This is a genomic window from Micromonospora sp. NBC_01412 (genome assembly GCF_045040215.1).
Classification (GTDB): Bacteria; Actinomycetota; Actinomycetes; order Mycobacteriales; family Micromonosporaceae; genus Micromonospora; species Micromonospora rubida.
On sequence record NZ_CP109528.1, the window covers coordinates 2,752,069 to 2,771,757 of the forward strand.

The following is a 19,689-nucleotide window of genomic DNA, read 5'->3' on the forward strand; positions in this document are numbered from 1 at the left end:
GTCTCCTGTTCAGGCGGGCCGGCGGCTGGCGCGGGCGGTGTCGAGGTCGATCAGCGCGCCCCGGGCGGCGCTGGTGTCGGTGGCCGGTTGGGGCTGCGCGGCGACGGTGACGGCTAGGCGCAGATAGAGCCGGTGGCGGCCGGCGTTGGCACCGGTCATCGGCCGGCGGACGCTGCGCCAGGCGACGTGGCCGGCGGCGGCCAGGACGCCGACGGCGGCGTCCAGCTCGGCCGGGGTGCCGGACAACCACACCTCCAGCCCGGTGAGCTGCGGGTCGCGCATTGACGGCCCGTCGTGTCGCGGCCGGGCCATCAGGCGGCCCTACCGGGTCGCGGCCGGGCCGCGAGAGCGGCGCGGGTGACGGCGTGGCGCAGGTCGCCGAGCAGCCCGGCCAACTGGCGGCGGGCGGCCACCTCGCCGGGGGCGAGGGCGACCCTGACGCGCACCTCGGCGTGCTCCCGCCCGGCGGCGGTACGAACGCGGACCAGCACGGCCCGGCCGCGCCCCGCGAGGTCGACCACGATCTCTTCGGAGCGGTGTTCGCCGAGGTTGCAGCGGTGGTCGCGTCCACACCACCCGGTGTGGCCGGCGGCGCGGCGGGTCATCGGTTACCGGCCTGGTACTCGGTACGGATGTAGTCGAGTAGCCGGCGGCCGGTGCGGACGCGGATGCCGGTGCCGTCGCAGCGGGGGCAGTCGCGGCGAGTGCCGATGGCGGTGCGGTGGGAGCGGCGGCCCTGGCAGCGTCGGCAGCGCCCCCAGGGGGACACCGCGCATAGAGCGAGGTATGACGCTGCGTAGATGATGGCGGCGAGGCTAGCGAGCAGGGCGATGGGGACCACGGATTGCCTCCACAGGCCGGTTTCAGGGTGCAAAGGGTCGACGCCGCTAGTTGTTAGGGCGCTGATCAGGATTGGGATCGGTTGCTAGCGGGGGTGCTAGGTCTAGCGGGGGGTGCCGCTAGACCTAGCAGCCACACGCCGTCCGGGTTAGGCGGCTTTGTCTCCCCGCCGCTTGTTACGCTCCGCGACCGCCCCGGTGATGTCGGCTCGGTCGATGCCGCGCCGGTTGGCGCCCTTGCCGGTGGTCGGGTCGGTGCCCCACACCTGCCCCGTGGTGATCCCGTACGGCTTGAGCGCCGCGGTGAGTTGGTCGCGGGTCAGGTCGGCGTAGGCGTCGGGGTTCAGGTCGGCCAGGCGCTCGGTCAGCGTCTCGGCCCACACCTTGCCTTCGGTCGCGGGGACGACGGTGAGGATGTCGTCGAGCAGGGTGTCCCGGCGGGCGGCCGGGGTCGGCGCGGCCTGCCCGACCGCGTGCCCGGTGAGGGTGCCGGCCTGCTCGCGTAGGGCGCGTGCCCGGTCGGTGATCTTTTCTGCGGTGGGGCCGTCGACGTAGAAGGTGCGGACGATTTGGGCGTCGTCGGCGGCGCCGACGAGGTAGCCGACGCCCTTGTCCTTCTTGGCGAACATGGTGGCCCGGATGCCGTTCTTGTACGCCGAGGTGCCGAGGATCATGTCGTTCTCGATCTGGCCCATGACGCGCAGGCAGAACCGGGTACCGGCGTTCGCGCTGACCCCGGTCGGCAGGCTCTTCGCGTCGGGCCGTTGGGTGGCGACGACGAGGATGACGCCCAGGGCGCGGCCGAGCTTGATGATTTTCTCGGCCAGTTCGCCGGCTTCCTTGCCGAACTCGGGGTGCGAGAACAGTTCCTGCACTTCGTCTAGGGCGACGACCAGCCAGTGAAGGCCGAGCTTCTTGCGGCGGGCCAGTTCGGGGGTGACCTTGTTGTCCGGGCACACCGCCTTGGGTAGGCCCTTGATGACGGCGGCGCGGCGCTGGCATTCCTTGCGCAGCTCCCGCAGGGCGATCAGCCCTTCTTCGGCGGTGTCGTCGTCCTGCCCGGACGCATACCGCGCAGACACCTTTTCCAGGGGGTCCAAGCCGCCGGTGCCCTTGAAGTCGAAGCACCACAGTTCCGCGTACGGGTCGAGAGCGGCGGCGAGCATCGGGACTTGGGTGGCGGCGGTCTTGCCGTAGCCGGGAATCGACCCGATCAGCAGGTTGGTGTACGGGAGTTCGAAGGAGATGATCCGGCCGCGCGGGTCGGTGCCGAACGGCACCGGACGCCCCAGGTCGAACCCGCCCGTGCTCTTGAGCAGCGGCCACGGCTTGGGTGGGGTGGCGGCCATGTCCTGATCGCCGACCCACAGCAGCAGCCGGCCGGGGTGTACCTCGGGCTGTCCCTCCGGCCACACACAGCCCAGGGGGCGGGTGAGGCCGGCGGCGAGCCGGTCCCGCCGCTCGATCACGTCCCCGGCAGTCACGCCGGGCGGCAGGTCGATGTCGGCCCGCCATCCGGGGCCGTCGCGGGTGATCGGCGCGGTGAACGCGATGGCCCGGGTGCCTTGCTTGGCGATGGCCTGGGTGATGCCGGCGATGCCGAGCACGGCCAGGGCGCGCACCACCACATCCGAGGTCAGCCGGGCGATCCGGGGGATGACCACGGCGGTGTCGAGCAACGGCTTATCGGCCGGCTGACCGAACATCCCGCACAAGGTGACCAGCAGGGCGAGCACCGCCCACCGCGCCCAGGACGGGGCCAGGGCCACGGCGACACCACCGGCCAGGGTCACCGCGAGGGTGAAGACGGTGACGATGCCGCGCCACCGCACACGCCGGTCACGCTGCCGAGACAGCTTCAGGTACAGGTCACCGTCGCGGGTCTGGGAAGTCGACTGGCGCAGCGTCTCGCCTTCCCAGTCGAACAACCACCGGACCGCCCCCGACACGAGCCGGACCGCGCCGACCGGGGCACGCAAGGCGAGCTTGCCGGCGTACTTCGGCAGCCGCAGCGAGTGATAGGCGGCGGTGTGAACGAGGTGCCCCACCGCCCACCGCATCACGTCGGCCAGCTCGGCGCGGGAGCGCAGCCAGGCGGGCAAGATCGGGCGGCGCTGACCGGCGCGGACGCCGTCGAGGGTGAACCGCGGGGACCGTTGCGCGGCCGGCGAGTCGACCAGCGCCGGCCCGCCGTCGTCGTCGGGGTCGGTGGTGCGGGCGGCGCGGGCGGCGTCCAGGTCGACCACGTTGGTGTCGGGGGCATCTCCGGTCACATCACGCTCGGCGGCCCGCCAGTCGAAACGGTCGTCGTCGTCTCGGGGGTTCATGATGGGTGTTCCTCCGTCTGATCAGTTGGTTGGTCGGGGAGGGCCGGCGGCGCGGCACGGTTCCTAGGCCGAGAGGCCGCGCCGCCGGGCGTAGCTAGTGCTCTGACCATGAACGTTCACGGTGTTGATGACACGCCGTCTGGCCTGTCGGCTGGGCGGCGTCGTGACGGTCAGGCTGTGGCGGTGGCAGAACCTGTTCGCGTTCGGCGGCTCAGTGACCAGGAGGGTCAGCAGCTGCTGAGGATCACTCGTAGAGGTACCGGCTCGCCGATCCGGTTACGGCGGGCGATGGTCGTGCTCGCCTCGGCCGGCGGGAACACGGTGCCGGCGATCGCTCGCCTCGTCCAAGCCGACGAGGACACGATCCGGCAGGTCATCCACCGCTTCAACGAGATGGGGATGGCCAGCCTGGACCCTCAGTGGGCGGGTGGCCGTCCCCGCCAGATCAGTCCTGACGAAGAACAGCTCATCGTCGAGACGGCCAACACCCGCCCCGAGAAACTGGGGCGGCCGTTCACCCGCTGGAGCATCCGCAAGCTCGTCGACCACCTGCGCGTTCACTCCACTCGACGGGTCGGGGTGGGCCGGGAACGGCTGCGGCAGATCCTGCACCGACACCGGATCACCTTCCAGCGGACCAAGACGTGGAAGGAGTCCACCGACCCTGACCGGGACGCCAAGCTCGCCCGGATCGAGCACGTGAGCAACCACCTCCCGCAGCGGGTGTTCGCCTTCGACGAGTTCGGGCCCTTGGTGATCCGTCCGCAGGCTGGCACGGGCTGGGCGCCGGCCGGGCACCCACACCGGTTGCCCGCGAACTACCACAAGCTGCACGGCGTCCGACAGTTCCACGGCTGCTACTCCGTCGGTGACGACCAACTCTGGGGCGTCGTCCGTCGCCGCAAGAGCGCCGGGAACACCCTCGCCGCCTTGAAGTCAATCCGGGCCGCGCGTCCGGACGGGGCACCGATCTACGTCATTCTCGACAACCTGTCCGCGCACAAGGGCCGAAAGATCCGGGCGTGGGCGGCCCGGAACAAGGTCGAACTCTGTTTCACCCCGACCTACGCCTCCTGGGCCAACCCGATCGAGGCCCAGTTCGGGCCGCTACGCACCTTCGTCATCGCCGGCTCGAACCACCCCAACCACCCCACGCTGACCCGGCGGCTGCATGCCTACCTGCGCTGGCGCAACGCCAACGCCCGCCACCCCGACGTCCTAGCCGCCCAACGCCGCGAACGCGCCCGCATCCGCAGCGAACGCCAACGACGCTGGGGCCAACCCGCCACCCGCGCAGCCTGACCCCAACACCGTGAACGTTCATGGTCAGAGCACTAGTCGTGGGCGCGGACGAGGTGCGCCAGAGCGGCGCCCATGCCGAGCACGGCGACCGGGAGACAGGCCACGGCGGTGGTGATCCACCACGGGGCCGAGGTGATGCCGGCCGCTTCCAGGAGGTGGTAGGCGACCTGGCCGAGCGAGCCGACCAGCAGGGAGCCGAGGGCGGACCACTTGGCGAACCGCAGCGCCGGGGCGGGTACCCGCCCGGACAGCCACACGTAGAGCGCGTAAGCGCCGTACGTCTCCACCCCGATCGGCAGGGTGATCGCCGAGTTGATGGAGAAGCTGTCCCAGATGCCCGGTAGCGGGTGCACGATGCCGAACCCGGTGAGTCCGCCGAGTCCGACCCACCCGGACCAGATGGCCACGAACGCGGGCAGGGCCAGCAGCACCACCGGCCAGGCGACCGCCCGGCGGGCTGGCGCGGTCAGGGTGGGCGTACCCGGGTGACCGACCGTCGTGACCTGCTCGACCGGCTCGGCAGGCGTGATCTCCACCGGACTGGTCGGGGTCGGGTCGGCCGGCGGGGCGTACTCGGGTACGACCGGGTCCGTCCAGGACGTGCCCGGGGGCGGCGGCACCGCACCCCGGACCAGCATCACCGTGCCCAGCGCCTCGCCCCGGTCCATCGCCGGTGCCGGTGCCGGGTCCGGGCCGATCGGCTCGGCGTAGTCCCACGGGTCGCCGCTCAACTCGACGGCGAATCGCTCCCGAGCCCCTTCCGCCTCTGCGATGAGGCGCGCCCGCAGTTCGTCGGCCTTCGGCGCACCGACGCGGTACTCCCGCATCAGCCGGTTCCGCGACGGCGGGCCGCCGAGGTGTACGAAGAGCTGCCGCGCGGCAGGCAACAGCTCATCGACGGACTGCGGGTAGCGGGTGCCGTTCAGGGTCGGGGCGGTCATCGGGTGTTGTCCTTTCGGGTAGCGGGTCGGGGGAGGGTGTAGGGGCGGTGTTCCCTGACGCCCCACGTCCGGCCGCTCTTGGCGTCGCCGGTGAAGCCGGCACGGCCGGTGGAGGTGAACACGTCGGGGCTGGTCGACCACGGCCGGCGGGTCCGCTTCGGCTCGCGCGGGCTCACCGGTTCGCCTCGGTGTCGGTGGGGGCGGTGCAGCAATGGCCGTGCGGTGCGGGACAGCCGTGCAGGCAGGACCCGCACGAGCGGTCGTTGCAGTGCTCACCGGTGTCGTCGTCGGCGCAGGCCACCGGGTCGCAGATGCAGCAGCCGGCGCGCATCAGGCCACCAGGCCGGTAAGCGCGGTGACCGTCTCCGGGTCCAGCGGCGCCACGTCGATGGCCTCGGTGGCGTCGGCGTAGATCTCCCAGCCGTGCCACGTCGGGTAGGCGTGCATGGACCGGACCGGGCGACCGTCGTTGTCGGTGTGCTCTCGCTCGGCGGTGAGGAGGTCCGGGGCGTTCAGGCCGGCCCCGTCGAGCCAGGCGCGCAGTTCCGCGATCGCGGCGAACGTGATGGAGATGGAGCCGTCGTCGTCGTGGTGAACGCGGATGCTGGTCGGGGCCGCGAGCAACAGCAGTTCGGCCATCACCGCGCGGTGGCTCTTACGGGCGGTCATCACGCCACCAACCGACCCGACGCGGCCTGCACAGCCAGGAACGCCCGCGCCTCACGCAACACCCGACGCTGCGCACGCCGCACCCGCTGCCAGTCCAGCTCGGTCGGTCCGGCATCACTGGTCAACACGATGATCTGCGCGTCCAGCAGGAGAACTTCGGCTTCGATCAGCGGCAACTCCCGCTCGATCTCCGCCATGTCGGCCGCAGTCGGTCCGGTTGCTTCGGTCGACATCGGCTGTTCGGTGAGGTCCCTGGACCTACTCAGATAGGGCATTCCAGGCGTGCTGAAGCTAGCCTTGGTAGGCATCGTGTTGCTTCCTCTCGGAGTGCTCGGTGTGGCCCTGCCGGCCATGGTGTTGCAGCACCAGGGATCAACCGGCAGGGCCTTTGTCTAGCCCGCTTGCCCTGTCAAGGGGGCTTGCGGGGTGGTGAGTGCAGAGCGTATGCAACCCCCCTTGCGTCGGTCAAGCCCCTCCGGGCGTAAAATCCGGGCGTGGCACGCCGCCGGGTGAGCGACCCGGGGGAAGGGCTGGAAGGAGACCCGTGGAAGCGCAGCTAGCGGCACTGGCCGAGGTGGCGGACCCTGGGGGACGCGCCCGTCAGGCCAGCAGCCTCATTGAGGAGCACCAAGCGGCGATCGCCGAGCTGTCGCATCTCCGGCGCGGCGCACTCGATGAGATGTTGTCCAGTGGGATGACGCAGACGCAGATCGCCGAAGCGATTGGCATGACCCGTGCGCGCGTGGGTCAACTACTGTCGTCGGGACCGCGACCGGAGCGCGCATTCCTGGGAAGCGGCACGGTTACGGTTGCTGTCGCCGGTAAGTATGAGGCTGGCAAAGAGAATCCGGGCCATGTGGTCTCGGCGGAAATGCTTGCCACCTACGAACGGCTATCCGGACTGGCGCGGTCCCTGAGCCTCAAAGCGGAGTACGAGGTGGTTCCTCCGCCAGGGATGATCAAGCTAAACCGAACCAATCTGATTGTCTGCGGTAGCCCCCGGATTCTGCCCTTCGTTGGTCAGGTGTTGGAGTCGGACCCGAACCTTGGATTCCGCAACGATGACGGCGGCTGGTATCTGGTCAACCATGTGACCGGCGAGGAATACCGTTCGCCTGCTAATGAGGGCGAACCTTGCGACTACGCCTACGTCGGCAGGCTTCCTCGCCCGGACGGTCGGGGATCGTTCCTGTATCTGGCCGGCATTCATGCGCTGGGCACGAAGGGTGCTGGCCGGTATTTGGAAGATAATCTTGACACTCTGTATCGGGAAGTGAAGACGCGTCGCTTCTCGGTGGCTATCGCATGCAAGTACGATCCGAAGACGCATGAAATTCTCTCCACTGAAGCGGTGACCCCGGTGTTTCGGAATGAGGGTGTGGGATAATGCGGGTGTTGAGTGCTTCCGATCCTGGTGATACCAGCAAGGCCAATGAAGACTGGTTCAGTGCTTCACCTCGCCTGATTGTCGTCCTCGACGGCGCGACGGCCCGGACAGACACCGGATGCCGGCACGGTGTTTCCTGGTACGCCGCAAAGCTGGGATCGGTCGCCGGCACGCTGGCTGCTGACCTGGAAACGCCTCTTAAGGAAGCCCTGAAGACTGCCATCGAGCAGGTTGCCGAGATGCACAAGGAATGCGACCTAAACCACCCGGGTACGCCATCGGCAGCGGTTTCGATTCTCCGGATCAACGGCAGCTCCTGGGAATACCTCGTACTCGGTGACATCAGCGTCATCATCGACCAGCAGGCCGGGGGGGCAGCTGTCGTCACCGATACCCGGGTCGACAGCACCGCGCGTCCCGAACGGGACGAGGTAGACCGGCACCTGATCGGGTCTCCGGAGAAGCAGGCGGCGTTGCTGCGGATGAAGCACGCCGAGCTGGCCGCGCGCAACCAACCCGGTGGGTTCTGGGTCGCCACCGCCATCCCATCCGCTGCCGACCACGCCATCGTGGGCAGCGTCCCGCTCGACGAGGTGCAGCGCCTGGCCGTGCTCACCGATGGTGCGGCACGGATCGTGGATCTCTTCGGCGCTCTCGACTGGCCGGCGGTACTCGACAACCTCAGCGCACACGGACCCGCCGAGCTAATTCGCCAGGTACGGACGTTGGAGGGTGCCGACCCGCAGGGCGCGCGTTGGCCGCGTAACAAGCGGAGCGATGACGCGACGGTCGTCTACGCGACGTAGAGCCTGGGGACAAGGAGCGGTGGCAGCGGCCTTACGGGATGGCGACGGCGTCGCCGTGTTCAGCGGGTAGGCTCACAAGCCTGAACGGTACGCGGAAAGAATGCGCAATTGCGTCAAGGTGACGCTCAGACTTGCTGGAGTTGACAGTTTGGTTAATCTTTATCTCTCGTCGGTGAACGCCGTTACGGCCACGTCTGGATTAAGAATCATTGCAACCACCGGCCATAAAGATGTGAACAAAACGGCTGAAGCCGACGAACCGTCGACCACAAAGAGAAGTAATCTGGCATAATATGACAGTGAATCCGGCCAGCGGTAACGTTCCACTGCTAGAGTTCGACTCGGATAGATCCGCCTTTATTGACCCCGCCAAGACTCAGCCTAAGGTTGATGCCCCTGCGGCAGCCATAGCATGCTTTTTTCCTGAAACGATTGAGGAAATGACCAGCCAGGGGCATAGAGTTTTGGAATTGCCGAGTCGAGAACCGCTGTGGGAAATTGAGTACCGTGGAAAACGGTTAGGATTATTCTATCCTGGCCTTGGCGCGCCGCTCGCAAGCAATTCGATGGAGCGTGTCATTGCTGCCGGATGCAGGACCATCATTGCGTGCGGTGGGGCTGGTGCCATGCGGCAGGACCTGCGGATGGGGCACCATGCCATCGTTGTTACCGCAGCAGTGCGCGATGAGGGAACCTCGTACCACTATTTACCTCCAGCGCGGGAAGTAGTTGCTAGCCCCGACGTGGTTGCCGCCTTAACGGCCGTCGTAAACCGGCGGGGCATCCCTACTATCGCCGGACGCACTTGGACTACGGACGGCTTGTTTCGCGAAACACCGAGGCGAGTGGCTCGCCGTCGTGCCGAGGGATGCTTGACTGTGGAGATGGAGGCTTCTGCGCTGCTTGCCGTTGCAGAGTTTCGCAGCATTCAGTTCGGCCAACTCCTGTATGCAGGAGATGATCTCAGTGGCGAGGTGTGGGACGATCGAGATTGGCGGCAGGCGGTCGAGGTTCGCCGCCTTCTTGTTGATTTGGCAGCCGAGACCGCGTTGGCGCTAGCCAATCCTGGCCAGGCAAGCGCTGGGAGCCTTAAGGCCGAGTCTTGATTGCCTCGTCATTTTCCCAGATCCGATTCAGCAGTGTCTGTGGCATTGGTCGGCGCAAGGCGGTGAGTGGCGTGGAAGGCGTCGGTAAGGGTTTCATGCTCGGCGTCGCTATAAGCCAGGAAGTAGATAACTCGCAAAGCTGTTTCGGGTACTGCGTCGAGGTAGTTGATTGCTGCTCCGACCAGCGCTTTGGTGGTCGGTTTGAGGTTAGCACCTCCCATGCCGGTTCCTAGTAATGGAAAAAGTATCGACTCAACGCCTCGGTTTGTTTGCGCAATCCCGTCGGCTGCAGCTAAAGCGTTCGTTACGCATAGACCGATATTTTGCACCCGACGGAATCCCGCCCCGGGCTCCCCTTGCACTGCAGCGACGTGAATTATGTGCTTAACATTATGGCTTTGCGTCAATTCGCCAGCCTTGGTTACGAAAGCTCGACCTGGGGTTACGGGCACATTGCCTCCGACTTCGGAAGCCAGCGAGTCCGCTATTAGATCAGAAGCCACTCGGCCTGCTGCCGTCCTCTTTGCGCCCCAATAGCGAACGATCGCGGATATGGAGTCCTCGGTAACCCGAGCCATTTCCATATCCGTGTTTTCGCCGTTCACCCAAATGTCTACGTTATTTACGGCAAGGATGTCGCCAGCAATTATGCCAATTTCGCATTTGCTGGAAGCTTGGCCGGTCAGTTGAAACCTATGCTTGCTACTCAACGGAGTTGGGGATGGCAGTCGGTCTGAGCTTGAAGCCGGGGGTGCATCGCCCTTTTCTTCTCGTACAGGTCTCGCCTCGACTTCCGATGCAATCTTGAGAACCTCTCTGGCCCGCTCCGCTGCCCGGCGTCGGCGTCGTCGCTCTCCAGGAACTGGCCAAGGCCCCCAGCCTACGGTCTTCAACGAATGATCTCCGACCATGGCGCCCCTATTCCTGTGCTAGCAGTGAAATAACGGCGGCTGCACCTGTCGTGAAGGAGACTGCGACTTGCACCATGACTGCAACCCGCATCGCTCGCACCACATCTTCATTGGCGAACGCTGCGGTTACGGACGCTGCGCGCAGTTCACCAAGGAGTTTCGTTGCGGGCCACCCATGAATTTGTCCGATTTGCATGATCGTTAAATGATCTACTTCCGATAGGCGGTCAAATAATATGGCCACTATTGCGACTAAAAACGTCGCACCTAGAAGCACCGCGGCAATGCGATCCCAGGCGGAAATTTTCCCGACCTGCAATGCAGTTGCGACAATGGTTGCTGCTACGGCGGCAGAGAAAGTAACAATAAGCTTGCCGGTTTCTACCTGCGCTCGCTGTCGGGCACAGGTCCGATCGGCTTGGTGTTCAAGCCATTCGGGGATGGGGTTCGCCATAGGGGGACCTAACCTGGATGACCGGGGCTGTGGTAATCCTACCCGGGTTCGAGGCTCTGAGTAGGCATCAATTCCTCCAACGCGGCCGGCGACCACCGGGGTGGCCGGGGTGCTGCTGGCGCAGGGCCGCCGCAGCTACCGCGTCGTTCGTCCCGCCGGCGGGTTCAGAACTTGCAAGCAAGAGACCGTCATGCCAGCCGTCGGGTCTGCGTGACGTACTGAGTGACAATAGGTACGGATACTGACGTACGACAGCGCACACTGACAAACCGGGCCGTGTATCGCTCTTTATGACCGCGACCTTGCTGACGAGGGAGAACGGGGCTTGGAAGCGCGGCGGGTGGGCGGTCTCCGTCATGGTCTCGTTCATCGCGATACGGCACTCTCCGCTAGGGTCCCGGCAGCTAAGCGACCGGCTGGTGACGGCCTAGGTCAGACGGGGCCGGACAGGCGGTCGCAGACCTCGAAAGTATCTGTGAATCATGAGCCGTCTCAGTTGTCGTCTCGTTCGGCCACGTTCAAGGTCATCCGGCTACGTCCCGTCCGATGCCAGCGCCCCTGCTCGGTACGGATACGGCTCTCTGCGAACAGTCAGCAACAGACTTGGAAAGCGTGTTGGGTTTACACCCTCACGAGTTCGAATCTCGTATCCTCCGCTCTTCTGAGCAGCACGAACGCTGGGCCGATCCCTTCACCGGATCGGCCCAGCGTTGTCTGTGTCGGGAAGCACTTGAGCCTGGCTAGGGCACGCTCGACCTAGGCACGCACCTTCCGAGCGCCGCGCGTCCAGGCCGGCCTGCCGGTCGGGCAGCTCGCGGGCCTCACGGTACGGATGATTACCTCGGAATTGCCGAGATAGCCGCCGTCTGCCATGACCAGCCCCGTCCAGCTTCTGATCGATGCCACCGCTGGGGGTGGACGGTCGTGCCGGTGCTGGCCGGCGAGAGTGGGTACCGGGATGGCCGCAGACGACTGCGGCCATCCCGGTCAGCTATGGGTTCAGCAGGTGGTGTTGCGGGCCGGGACCCAGCCGTCCAGTGACGGATCCTCTGCGCCGTGGCCGTAGAGCCAGGAGTCGGCGTCGATGGCCCAGACCTGACCGTGCCAGCGGAATCCGCGCCCGGCCGTCAGGGTCCGCAGCACGAAGCCACTCTGGGGTGCGGCGCGGAGCCAGGTGTTCTCCCTGAGGTTGCAGACAATGCCCCACGCGTCGCTAGCCGAGGCTGGCGTGGCCACCACGCCCGTGCCGGCAACAATGACAGTTATGGCCGTCAGCGCATGCAGAAGTCGGCGTTTCACTCGTGTCCTTCGGTGTGAGCAGGGACGATTCCCTATCACGGTCAATATACAATCGGTCCGCGCAGTGGTGGTGGTCGCGCTCGCCGCAGAACCGACAATGGCCGACTGGCGGACGAGGTTCCCCTGTACGAGCGCGACCCGGGCGTGACGCGCGTACCTCGCCGAGGGCAACATCCGGCAGGGCCGCAAACGGGTGGGTGCGGACACGCTTGTCCGCAACGGCTGAGATGACGGGCCGGCCGTTCGGTCGACGGTGCCGCCCGGCCGTCGCGCGATGTGACCGTTCATCTGGTTACGGCTGTCGATCCGACCTTCTAGGGTGTCGGGCGTCCACAGCGAACGGGGGTTCTGGTGCGTCGGAGAATTGCGAGCGTCTCGGTTCTGGCGGTTCTGGCCGGGCTGACAGCAAGCGTCCCCGCTCAGGCGGCGGAGGACGTCGGGACCGTCAGTCGGGAGGGCGTCGCACTGCAACACCACCGGGTGAAGAAGGCGGGCGGCCCGGTGAAGAGGATAGGCATCCGGGTGAAGCCCACCGGTATCACCCGATCTGACTTCGACGGCGACGGCGTCGACGACGTCGCGGCCGGCGGCGACCCCTTCGAGTTCAACCTCCCCCACTACCCGACCGGTGTGGTGACGGTGCGCTACTCGTCCGCGCCGCAGGTCGACTACCTCATGGGTGTCCTGTCGTCGGACGGCGGCTGCAGCTGCTTCGGCGTCGCGCTCGTGGCGGGTGACTTCAACGGCGACGGCTACGACGACCTGGCTGTCGGCGACTCGGACGAGGTGGTTCCTGGTAACACGACCCACGCCGGCGGCGTCTGGGTCGTCCCGGGCAGCCGGACGGGCCTGGTCGTCGACTCGGCGACCCACTTCAGCCAGAGTTCGCCGGGCGTCCCGGGAGACCCGGCGAACTACGACCGGTTCGGGGCGGCGCTCGCGGCGGGCGACATCAACGGGGACGGCCGCGACGATCTCGCGGTCGGCGCGTTCGGGAAGTCGATCGGGGCCGCGGCGGAGGCCGGCACGGTCACCGTCCTGCTCGGCGGATCGGGGGGCCTCACGGCCACCGGCGCCCAGCAACTTCACCAGGACCAGGCCGCGGTGCCCGGCGCGGCCGAGCGCAACGACCACTTCGGCTTCACGCTCGCGATCGGAAAGGTCAACAGCGACCGGTACGCCGACCTGGTCATCGGTGCTCCGCACGAGAACGACGGCGTGTCCTGGGACGGCAGCGGCATGGTCACCCTGATGTGGGGCTCGGCGGCCGGGGTGTCGTCCACTGGTGCCACGTCGGTGACCGGAGCGGCGGTGTACGGGTCGACGGGCCAGAGCGACACCATCGCGTGGTACCTGGGTGAGGCACTGGCGATCGGCGACGTGGACGGCGACGGGCTGGGCGAGGTGATCGCCGGGGCGCCCGGCGCCCAGACCCCGCACCTCAATGGTGGGCTCATCGCGGTCTTCACGGGCCGCTCCGCCGGCCTGTCCGGCAGTGCCGTACGGGTCATCACGCAGCGCACCGCCGGCGTACCGGGTGACCCCGAGAACGATGACCGCTTCGGCGCGACCCTCGCGACCGGCGACGTGACCGGTGACGGCAGGGCGGACGTGCTGGTCGGCACGCCCGGCGAGGCCGTCGGCTCGACGGCCGAGGCCGGCGTCGTCACCCTGCTCCTGGGTGCCACCGGCGGGCTGACCGGGAGCGGCGCCCAGGAGTTCGACCAGAACCACGCGGTCGTCCCGGACTCGTCCGAGCGCGGGGACAAGTTCGGCGCCTCCGTCGCGCTGCTGAACCTCGACGGCGTCGGCGGGCTGGACGCCGTCGTGGCGTCGTACGGGGAGGAGGTGGCCGGCGACATCCCTGGCTACGCGTCCGGGTCGATCACCACGTTCCGGGGCTCCGTCGGCGGGCTCATCCCGCAGTCCGCGTCGTGGAACGGCTCAACCATGCGCACCGAACGCGTCTGGCCCTTGCGCTACGGCCTGCGCATCGCCGGGCCGCAGGGCGGCGGCCCCCAGTACTGAGCCGGCGGGCCGCGTCGACACCGGAACAAGTTCGACGCCGCCCGCCTCCGCATGGCGCGGCGGCGAATCTCGAAGTCTCCGCTCGGAAGAGCGGCACGAAGGGCTGGCTCCGACGGGGCCGGCCCTTCGGGCGTCTCCCAGCGCTGTGGCTACGGTGTGGCGGAAGGTCGCAGACCCTGCGGCAGGAACCGCGATGTCGAAAGGCGTACACCGCACGCGCCGACTCCAACTCCTCCCGGGTGCCGCCGAATCCAGGGCGGTTCTCCTTCGGGTTGCCAAGTTCGCGGCGGTGCTCGTACACGATGCCTTGTGTGGCGAGCGCCTGGCTGAGGGCCGACTTACTGAAGCCTCGCTTCCGGGAGATCGGCGTCATCCGGACATCGACGAGACGCGTGACGCCAACGTCTACGAGGCCGGCCACGAACTCATCGAAGGAGCGGCCCTCGTAGCCGACACCCAGGACACCGACCCCGTGACTCATAGCTAAGGTGGCGCTCATCGGGACAGCCCTTCATGACTCGTCTGGCTGGGCCATGGGGACGGCCATGAAATGTTCCGCCCCGCACAGCTTCAAACCGGCCTCGGCGTCAGACAGCAACGGGAAGACGATCAGATGGGGGCCCACACCCTGGGGCGCGAACGCGGGAAGACCTGCTGTCGCGACCGTGACGAGCGCCCAGTTTCGTGCGGGAACCCGCGACGGAGGGACTATGAGTTACCAGCTCAGCGCTGTCGTCGCCGACGTCGAGTTGCTCCGCGAGCAGACCGCCGACCTGGACCACGCGGTGCTCGCCGCGCTGCGCCAGGACTTCGCGCTGCTGCCGATCACCCCGCAGTTCGTCGAGGAGCTGACCGGGGCGCTGCCGGACTTCGTCGTGGGCGAGCCCGGTCCCGACCTGCCGTTCGAGCTGGTGCTCTCGCCGGCCCTGGCCGCACTCTTCGCCGGGTGGTCGCGGCTCGGGCCGGTGGCGTACCTGGAGGCCGAGTTCTCCGGCGGGGTCGGCCGCCAGGCGTCGGTGGTCTGGCTGGCCGGCGCGGTGAGCTGGGGGCCGTACTTCGACGACGTGCTGGACTCCCCGCGCGAGCGGTGGCCGTTGAATGCGGCGCTGGTCCGCCTCGGCGCGGAGCCGGGCCGATGGATCGACCCGTTCGCCGAGCTGGGCCTGCACCTGGAGCGGAACACCGACGGCTGGCTGATCCACGGCCGGCGCGGACTGACTGCCGACTACTGGGACGAGCTGGCCGAGGAATGGGAATTCAGGGAATCCGCCGATCGGCAGCAACCTGAGCGCCCCGGTCCCGTTGGGGACTGGGGGATTCCATGAGATTGCGACAATTCGTTTTCATTGCGACACTACTGGCGGCTGCCTCGATCGCCGGCAGCGGCGTACGTCCACAGGGGCCGGTCGACGCCGTCGGCGACCTTCGCCCGCCCGACCCGCCGCCCGGCGCCGGCCGCCCGGCCGGCCCCGCAGAGGTCGTCGACCTGCGCGGGCTGCACAACGTCGAGTTCGGCGACACCGAGGCGGACCTGATCCGGCGCGGCATGCTCCGCGTCGAGGTCGACGCGTGTGGGCCGACGCTCGCCGGCCACGAGGAGACCAGCCCGGTCTTCGTCAACGAGCGGCTGGTGCTGCTCTGGCTCGACGACCCGGTCCGCACCCCGGAGGGCGTCACCGTCGGCACCCCGGTCGACCAGGTCGGGGCCCGCTACGCGCGGGTCAGCCGGCTGGACGCTCCACACGGGACGTACCGGTTCGACGGCCTGCTGGCCCGCCGCGGCGACCGCGCGTACCTCTTCCTGCACGACGGCCGCACGGTCCGAAAGATCATCGCGGGGTACGCCGACTGGGCCCGCCGCCTCTTCGCCGAGGGCCACGGCCCCTGCTGACCTGGGCGACCGCCACCCGGCGTGAGGGCGTACCCGATCACGGGTTGTGCGCCACGGCGGTGGACGGTAGAGACGACGCATGCGTCGGGTAACCACGGTCGTCCTCACGGTGGTCTGCGTGACCCTGCTGGGGGTCGTCACCAACGTCGCCACGGGGGTGCTGCCCGACCGCTGGTCCCCGTACCTGTGGCTCGCCTGGCCGTTGCTCGCCTTCGTGGCCACGGCGCTGACGGTGGTCGAGGTCCGCCGGGCCCGCGAACCCGGTCCGGTCGGCGGCGCGAGCGCGGCGCGGGCCCGTCGGGTGCTGCTCGACCGGGTACGCCGCTACTGGATCACGAGCGTGCTGGACCGCTCGCTGCACGTGGAGGCGCGGCTCCAACTGGGCATCACGGCGTCCGCCGAAGATCGCCGGTATCCGTGGACGCTGCGGGCCAGTCACCGGGACGGCTTCACCGGCGTCCTCGATGACCGGACGTCGGTCGCCGCGCTCTTCGAGCGGCTCGACCGGGCCATGGTGATCCTCGGGGCGCCCGGCGCCGGCAAGACGACCACGCTGCTCGAACTCACGCGGGAGCTGCTCGACGGGGCCGAGACGGACCGGGACGCGCCCGTCCCGGTGGTCCTGAACCTCTCGTCGTGGGCGACGCGCCGCCAGCCCCTCGCCCAGTGGCTCGCCGAACAGCTCACCGAGCGGTACGGGATACCGTCGGCCCAGGCCGCGGCCTGGGTCGCGGCCGGCGAGATCCTGCCCCTGCTCGACGGCCTCGACGAGGTGGTCGAGGCACGCCGCGACGAATGCGTGGCGGCGATCGCCGCGTTCCACGCCCAGCAGCCCCTCACCCCGATCGCCCTCTGCTGCCGTGCGGCGGAGTACCAGAGGCTCCGGACCAACCTGCCCGTCTACGGCACCGTGACGATCGAGCCGCTGACCCGGCCGCAGATCGAGCGACACCTGGACCGGGCCGGGCCCGCCCTCGCCGGCCTGCGGGCCGCCCTCGCGGCGGACGAGGAGCTGTGGGAGTTCACCGGGTCGCCGCTGCTGCTCAGCATCATGGCGCTGGCCTACGCCGACGGTCCCGGCCCGGAGACCGGCACCGGCAGCCGCCGGAACCGGCTCTTCGCCCGGTACGCCGAGACCATGCTGCGGCACCGGCCGCACCCCGGCTACCGGCCCGAGCAGGCCACGCGGTACCTCTCCCTGCTCGGTGACCGGATGCGGGCGCGCCAGCAGTCCATCTTCGTCCTGGACCTGGTGGCCCCGGACTGGTCACCGACCTGGCCGCGCAGGGACGCCGACCTGTACAGCCGGACCGCGATCAGCATCGCCGTCGGGCTGGTGGTCGCTCTCTGCGGCGCGGCGCTGGCCGGCCGGCTCGGCGTCGCCGCCGGCCCGGTGGCCGCCGTCCTGACGGCGCTCGGCCTCGCGTTCGGCGAGTACGACGACCTCACCCTGATCGCGCGGTGGGGACGACGGCCCGAGGGCCGGCGTTCGATCCAGGTCAACTGGCTGACCGACACGGCCGAGGAGTTCGCGGAGGTCCTGTTCAAGTCGGCCGTCGGCGGATCGGTCGTCGCCGGCACGCTCGCGGTCGGGGCGGTCTTCGGCCTCTCCGGCGGCTGGGCGGGCCTGCTCACCGGCCTGGCGTACTGGATCGGTTTCGCGCTTGCCGCGCTGCTCGCCATGAGCGTCGGCAACACCGTGGCGTTCCACCTCTACCTCGTGGGCCCGCCCGGGGGCGCCCCACGCCGCGAGGTTCCGAGCCCCGCGCTGCGCCAGCGGCTCCGCTTCGCCCTCCGCGCGACACCGGCCCTCGGCGTGATCGCCGGCACCCAGGCCGGGTTGCTCGTCGCCTGGCCGCGGACCGGTGCCGACGGCTTCCGGTACGGCCTGCTCGTCGGGACGGCGGCGGCGCTGTATCTGCTGGCGTCCGTCGCGGTCGGGCCGATCGTGGAGCAGTGGCTGGTCCGTCGGCGTCTCGCCCGGGAGGATGCCCTGCCCCGACCGCTACGGCCGTTCCTCGACTACGCGGTGCAGTGTCTCTTCCTGCGTGACGTCGGAGACGGGTACATCTTCGTGCACCGGGAGTTGCTGGAGTTCTTCGCGGACCAGGTGACTGCGGGAAAGCTGAGACCGCGCCGGCCGCCACACGTCGACAGCATCGCCCTCAAGGACGGCTGAAACGATCGACGCGGCGCTGCCGCCCTGAGCCACTCTGAGCCACTCTGAGCCAGAACGGTTGCCTATGGCACCACTGTGTGCCATAGTGGTGCCATGGACCTGAACCCGTACGTGGCCTCTCTCGGTCGTGAGCTGCTGACGGCGGCGGAGACCGGTGGTGACAACGACACCGCGTTGATCGAGCGGTTGACCGTGACGATGGAGCCGGCGATCCGGCTCGCCCTGCTCGAAGCACTGTCGGCCGCCGCCGACGAGATCACCAGGGAGCTGGCTCCCGGTTCGGTCCAGGTTCGCCTGCGTGGCCGTGACCCGGAATTCGTCGTGACACCCCATCAGGTGGAGCAGCCACCGGAAGACACCACCCAGCGGGGTGCGGTGCCGGCCGACGATGCCGCGATGGGCTTCGAGGACGGTGTCACGGCGCGCATCAACGTCCGCCTCCCGGAACAGCTCAAGGTCGCGGTCGAGGAAGCGGCGGGCAAGGAGGGCCGGTCGGTCAACGCGTGGCTGGTGCGTGCCGCCTCGACCGCGCTGCGAGCGTCGGAGCGCGATCACGGCTCCGACCGGCGCGGCAAGCCCAGTGCGCAGCGCTACACCGGCTGGGCGCGTTAGCCGAGCCGCACCTCGGTTTCCTTTCACGTCCCCCACCAGCGGGGATGTCCTTCTGACTCATCCTGAGGGGACAGCCATGCCTGTTTTCGCCACTCCGGAATCGATTTCCGTCACGATCGAAATCTCCGTCGGCAACGTGCGGCTCATCGCGAGCGACCGCACCGACACCGTCGTCGAGGTACGGCCGAGCGACGAGTCCGACGACTCCGACGTGAAGGCCGCGCAGCAGACCCGCGTCGAGTACGCCAACGGAGAGCTGACCGTGCGCGGGCCGAAGAACCGTCCGTTCGACTTCTCCAAGAAGACCAGGTCGGTCGCCGTGCTCGTCGAACTTCCCACCGGCTCGGCGGTGCACGGTGACGTGTCGGTCGGGGACTTCCACAGCACCGGCGTGCTGGGGGATTGCCGGTTCAAGACGTCCGTCGGGCACTTCCGACTCGACCGGACCGGCCAGCTTCGCCTGGACACCTCCGGTGGCCACATCACCGTCGACACGATCGCCGGCGACGCCGAAGTCGCCACCGGCACCGGACGGGTTCAGATCGGCGGGATCGGCGGAGCCGCGGTCATCAAGAACTCCAACGGCAACACCGACATCGGCACCGTCACCGGCGAACTGCGTGTACGTGCGGCCAACGGCGACATCTCCGTCGACCGGGCCGATGCCGGAGTGGAAGCCAAGACCTCCAACGGAACCATTCGCATCGGCGAGGTCACGCGCGGCTCGGTCACGCTGCACACGGCGGCCGGTGACCTGGAGGTCGGTGTCGCCACGGGCACCGCCGCCTGGCTCGACCTGAAAACCGGGCACGGGCGAGTGCACAACGCGCTGGAGGACATCGGTCAAGGACCGGAGAAGTCCGAGCAGACCGTCGAAGTCCGTGCGCACACCTCCTTCGGCGACATCACCGTCCGCCGTTCCTGACCAGACCTCTCGA

At 68.3% G+C, this 19,689-nt stretch carries 23 protein-coding genes; 10 read left to right on the top strand and 13 right to left on the bottom strand.

Annotation, left to right across the window (positions count from 1 at the left end; translation table 11 throughout):
- Nucleotides 1-9: 9 nt before the first annotated feature.
- The 4 genes from OG617_RS12550 to OG617_RS12565 all read right to left on the bottom strand — a co-directional run bounded on the left by OG617_RS12550 (nucleotide 10) and on the right by OG617_RS12565 (nucleotide 3,166).
- Nucleotides 10-312 carry a hypothetical protein gene (locus OG617_RS12550; RefSeq protein ID WP_405101476.1) on the bottom strand — a complete coding sequence of 101 codons (303 nt, stop codon included), beginning with the start codon at nucleotides 310-312 and terminating at the stop codon, nucleotides 10-12.
- On the bottom strand, nucleotides 312-605 hold the full coding sequence (locus OG617_RS12555) for a hypothetical protein (protein WP_405101478.1): 294 nt from the start codon (nucleotides 603-605) through the stop codon (nucleotides 312-314). The genes OG617_RS12550 and OG617_RS12555 overlap by 1 nt, the downstream gene beginning before the upstream one ends.
- Nucleotides 602-841, bottom strand: a complete 240-nt coding sequence (locus OG617_RS12560) for a hypothetical protein (protein WP_405101480.1) — start codon at nucleotides 839-841, stop codon at nucleotides 602-604. The genes OG617_RS12555 and OG617_RS12560 overlap by 4 nt, the downstream gene beginning before the upstream one ends.
- Nucleotides 842-988: 147 nt before the next feature.
- The gene (locus tag OG617_RS12565; RefSeq protein WP_405101482.1) at nucleotides 989-3,166 is read right to left on the bottom strand and encodes a cell division protein FtsK; all 2,178 of its coding nucleotides are present in this window, start codon (nucleotides 3,164-3,166) and stop codon (nucleotides 989-991) included.
- Between the two features lie 183 nt (nucleotides 3,167-3,349).
- Between OG617_RS12565 and OG617_RS12570 the strand changes: the two genes are divergently transcribed.
- Nucleotides 3,350-4,468: an IS630 family transposase gene (locus OG617_RS12570; RefSeq protein ID WP_405095183.1), complete on the top strand. Its 1,119-nt coding sequence runs from the start codon at nucleotides 3,350-3,352 to the stop codon at nucleotides 4,466-4,468.
- A gap of 32 nt (nucleotides 4,469-4,500) precedes the next feature.
- Here OG617_RS12570 and OG617_RS12575 read toward each other — a convergent pair whose 3' ends face one another.
- Genes OG617_RS12575 through OG617_RS12595 form a run of 5 tightly spaced genes read right to left on the bottom strand, consistent with a single transcriptional unit; the run spans nucleotide 4,501 to nucleotide 6,311 of the window.
- Entirely contained in the window at nucleotides 4,501-5,409 is a 909-nt protein-coding gene (locus OG617_RS12575; RefSeq protein WP_405101484.1) for an ABC transporter permease, read from the bottom strand.
- Nucleotides 5,406-5,585 (bottom strand): hypothetical protein, encoded by a 180-nt coding sequence (locus tag OG617_RS12580; protein WP_405101486.1) that lies wholly within the window; start codon nucleotides 5,583-5,585, stop codon nucleotides 5,406-5,408. Before OG617_RS12580 ends, OG617_RS12575 begins: the two co-directional genes overlap by 4 nt.
- The gene (locus tag OG617_RS12585) at nucleotides 5,582-5,740 is read right to left on the bottom strand and encodes a hypothetical protein (protein ID WP_405101488.1); all 159 of its coding nucleotides are present in this window, start codon (nucleotides 5,738-5,740) and stop codon (nucleotides 5,582-5,584) included. Before OG617_RS12585 ends, OG617_RS12580 begins: the two co-directional genes overlap by 4 nt.
- Complete coding sequence (locus OG617_RS12590) at nucleotides 5,740-6,078, bottom strand: hypothetical protein (RefSeq protein ID WP_405101490.1); 339 nt, start codon at nucleotides 6,076-6,078, stop codon at nucleotides 5,740-5,742. Before OG617_RS12590 ends, OG617_RS12585 begins: the two co-directional genes overlap by 1 nt.
- Nucleotides 6,078-6,311 carry a DUF6284 family protein gene (locus OG617_RS12595; protein ID WP_405101492.1) on the bottom strand — a complete coding sequence of 78 codons (234 nt, stop codon included), beginning with the start codon at nucleotides 6,309-6,311 and terminating at the stop codon, nucleotides 6,078-6,080. The genes OG617_RS12590 and OG617_RS12595 overlap by 1 nt, the downstream gene beginning before the upstream one ends.
- A 311-nt stretch (nucleotides 6,312-6,622) precedes the next feature.
- Here OG617_RS12595 and OG617_RS12600 point away from each other — a divergent pair, with 311 nt between their 5' ends.
- The 3 genes from OG617_RS12600 to OG617_RS12610 all read left to right on the top strand — a co-directional run bounded on the left by OG617_RS12600 (nucleotide 6,623) and on the right by OG617_RS12610 (nucleotide 9,377).
- Nucleotides 6,623-7,465, top strand: a complete 843-nt coding sequence (locus OG617_RS12600; protein ID WP_405101494.1) for a sigma-70 family RNA polymerase sigma factor — start codon at nucleotides 6,623-6,625, stop codon at nucleotides 7,463-7,465.
- Nucleotides 7,465-8,271, top strand: a complete 807-nt coding sequence (locus tag OG617_RS12605) for a protein phosphatase 2C domain-containing protein (protein WP_405101496.1) — start codon at nucleotides 7,465-7,467, stop codon at nucleotides 8,269-8,271. The genes OG617_RS12600 and OG617_RS12605 overlap by 1 nt, the downstream gene beginning before the upstream one ends.
- Nucleotides 8,272-8,564: 293 nt before the next feature.
- Entirely contained in the window at nucleotides 8,565-9,377 is an 813-nt protein-coding gene (locus OG617_RS12610) for a nucleoside phosphorylase (protein ID WP_405101498.1), read from the top strand.
- An 8-nt stretch (nucleotides 9,378-9,385) separates the two neighbouring features.
- On the opposite strand, the gene OG617_RS12615 is transcribed toward OG617_RS12610, so the two are convergent.
- From OG617_RS12615 to OG617_RS12625, 3 genes are all read right to left on the bottom strand, one after another.
- Nucleotides 9,386-10,087 carry a macro domain-containing protein gene (locus OG617_RS12615; protein WP_405101500.1) on the bottom strand — a complete coding sequence of 234 codons (702 nt, stop codon included), beginning with the start codon at nucleotides 10,085-10,087 and terminating at the stop codon, nucleotides 9,386-9,388.
- 208 nt (nucleotides 10,088-10,295) lie between these two features.
- Entirely contained in the window at nucleotides 10,296-10,742 is a 447-nt protein-coding gene (locus tag OG617_RS12620; protein ID WP_405101502.1) for a hypothetical protein, read from the bottom strand.
- 999 nt (nucleotides 10,743-11,741) lie between these two features.
- On the bottom strand, nucleotides 11,742-11,885 hold the full coding sequence (locus tag OG617_RS12625) for a hypothetical protein (protein ID WP_405101504.1): 144 nt from the start codon (nucleotides 11,883-11,885) through the stop codon (nucleotides 11,742-11,744).
- A gap of 678 nt (nucleotides 11,886-12,563) precedes the next feature.
- Between OG617_RS12625 and OG617_RS12630 the strand changes: the two genes are divergently transcribed.
- Complete coding sequence (locus tag OG617_RS12630) at nucleotides 12,564-14,069, top strand: hypothetical protein (protein ID WP_405101506.1); 1,506 nt, start codon at nucleotides 12,564-12,566, stop codon at nucleotides 14,067-14,069.
- On the opposite strand, the gene OG617_RS12635 is transcribed toward OG617_RS12630, so the two are convergent.
- Nucleotides 13,957-14,568 carry a DUF488 family protein gene (locus OG617_RS12635; RefSeq protein ID WP_405101508.1) on the bottom strand — a complete coding sequence of 204 codons (612 nt, stop codon included), beginning with the start codon at nucleotides 14,566-14,568 and terminating at the stop codon, nucleotides 13,957-13,959. The genes OG617_RS12630 and OG617_RS12635 overlap by 113 nt on opposite strands.
- A gap of 211 nt (nucleotides 14,569-14,779) precedes the next feature.
- On the opposite strand from OG617_RS12635, the gene OG617_RS12640 reads away from it, so the two are divergent.
- The 5 genes from OG617_RS12640 to OG617_RS12660 all read left to right on the top strand — a co-directional run bounded on the left by OG617_RS12640 (nucleotide 14,780) and on the right by OG617_RS12660 (nucleotide 19,676).
- Nucleotides 14,780-15,394, top strand: coding sequence for a hypothetical protein (locus OG617_RS12640; RefSeq protein ID WP_405101510.1), 615 nt, complete (start codon nucleotides 14,780-14,782; stop codon nucleotides 15,392-15,394).
- 32 nt (nucleotides 15,395-15,426) lie between these two features.
- Nucleotides 15,427-15,960 (top strand): hypothetical protein, encoded by a 534-nt coding sequence (locus OG617_RS12645; protein WP_405103654.1) that lies wholly within the window; start codon nucleotides 15,427-15,429, stop codon nucleotides 15,958-15,960.
- Nucleotides 15,961-16,039: 79 nt separating this feature from the next.
- The gene (locus OG617_RS12650) at nucleotides 16,040-18,139 is read left to right on the top strand and encodes an NACHT domain-containing protein (RefSeq protein WP_405101512.1); all 2,100 of its coding nucleotides are present in this window, start codon (nucleotides 16,040-16,042) and stop codon (nucleotides 18,137-18,139) included.
- A gap of 93 nt (nucleotides 18,140-18,232) precedes the next feature.
- The gene (locus tag OG617_RS12655) at nucleotides 18,233-18,751 is read left to right on the top strand and encodes a hypothetical protein (protein ID WP_405101514.1); all 519 of its coding nucleotides are present in this window, start codon (nucleotides 18,233-18,235) and stop codon (nucleotides 18,749-18,751) included.
- Nucleotides 18,720-19,676: a DUF4097 family beta strand repeat-containing protein gene (locus tag OG617_RS12660; protein WP_405101516.1), complete on the top strand. Its 957-nt coding sequence runs from the start codon at nucleotides 18,720-18,722 to the stop codon at nucleotides 19,674-19,676. The genes OG617_RS12655 and OG617_RS12660 overlap by 32 nt, the downstream gene beginning before the upstream one ends.
- Nucleotides 19,677-19,689 lie beyond the last annotated feature (13 nt).

Excerpts from the sequence above, each read along its gene's own strand:
- OG617_RS12550 (WP_405101476.1), bottom strand. The coding sequence starts at position 312 with ATGGCCCGGCCGCGACACGACGGGCCGTCAATGCGCGACCCGCAGCTC.
- OG617_RS12555 (WP_405101478.1), bottom strand. The coding sequence starts at position 605 with ATGACCCGCCGCGCCGCCGGCCACACCGGGTGGTGTGGACGCGACCAC.
- OG617_RS12565 (WP_405101482.1), bottom strand. The coding sequence starts at position 3,166 with ATGAACCCCCGAGACGACGACGACCGTTTCGACTGGCGGGCCGCCGAG.
- OG617_RS12575 (WP_405101484.1), bottom strand. The coding sequence starts at position 5,409 with ATGACCGCCCCGACCCTGAACGGCACCCGCTACCCGCAGTCCGTCGAT.
- OG617_RS12585 (WP_405101488.1), bottom strand. The coding sequence starts at position 5,740 with ATGCGCGCCGGCTGCTGCATCTGCGACCCGGTGGCCTGCGCCGACGAC.
- OG617_RS12590 (WP_405101490.1), bottom strand. The coding sequence starts at position 6,078 with ATGACCGCCCGTAAGAGCCACCGCGCGGTGATGGCCGAACTGCTGTTG.
- OG617_RS12595 (WP_405101492.1), bottom strand. The coding sequence starts at position 6,311 with ATGTCGACCGAAGCAACCGGACCGACTGCGGCCGACATGGCGGAGATC.
- OG617_RS12605 (WP_405101496.1), top strand. The coding sequence starts at position 7,465 with ATGCGGGTGTTGAGTGCTTCCGATCCTGGTGATACCAGCAAGGCCAAT.
- OG617_RS12610 (WP_405101498.1), top strand. The coding sequence starts at position 8,565 with ATGACAGTGAATCCGGCCAGCGGTAACGTTCCACTGCTAGAGTTCGAC.
- OG617_RS12620 (WP_405101502.1), bottom strand. The coding sequence starts at position 10,742 with ATGGCGAACCCCATCCCCGAATGGCTTGAACACCAAGCCGATCGGACC.
- OG617_RS12635 (WP_405101508.1), bottom strand. The coding sequence starts at position 14,568 with ATGAGCGCCACCTTAGCTATGAGTCACGGGGTCGGTGTCCTGGGTGTC.
- OG617_RS12640 (WP_405101510.1), top strand. The coding sequence starts at position 14,780 with ATGAGTTACCAGCTCAGCGCTGTCGTCGCCGACGTCGAGTTGCTCCGC.
- OG617_RS12650 (WP_405101512.1), top strand. The coding sequence starts at position 16,040 with ATGCGTCGGGTAACCACGGTCGTCCTCACGGTGGTCTGCGTGACCCTG.
- OG617_RS12655 (WP_405101514.1), top strand. The coding sequence starts at position 18,233 with ATGGACCTGAACCCGTACGTGGCCTCTCTCGGTCGTGAGCTGCTGACG.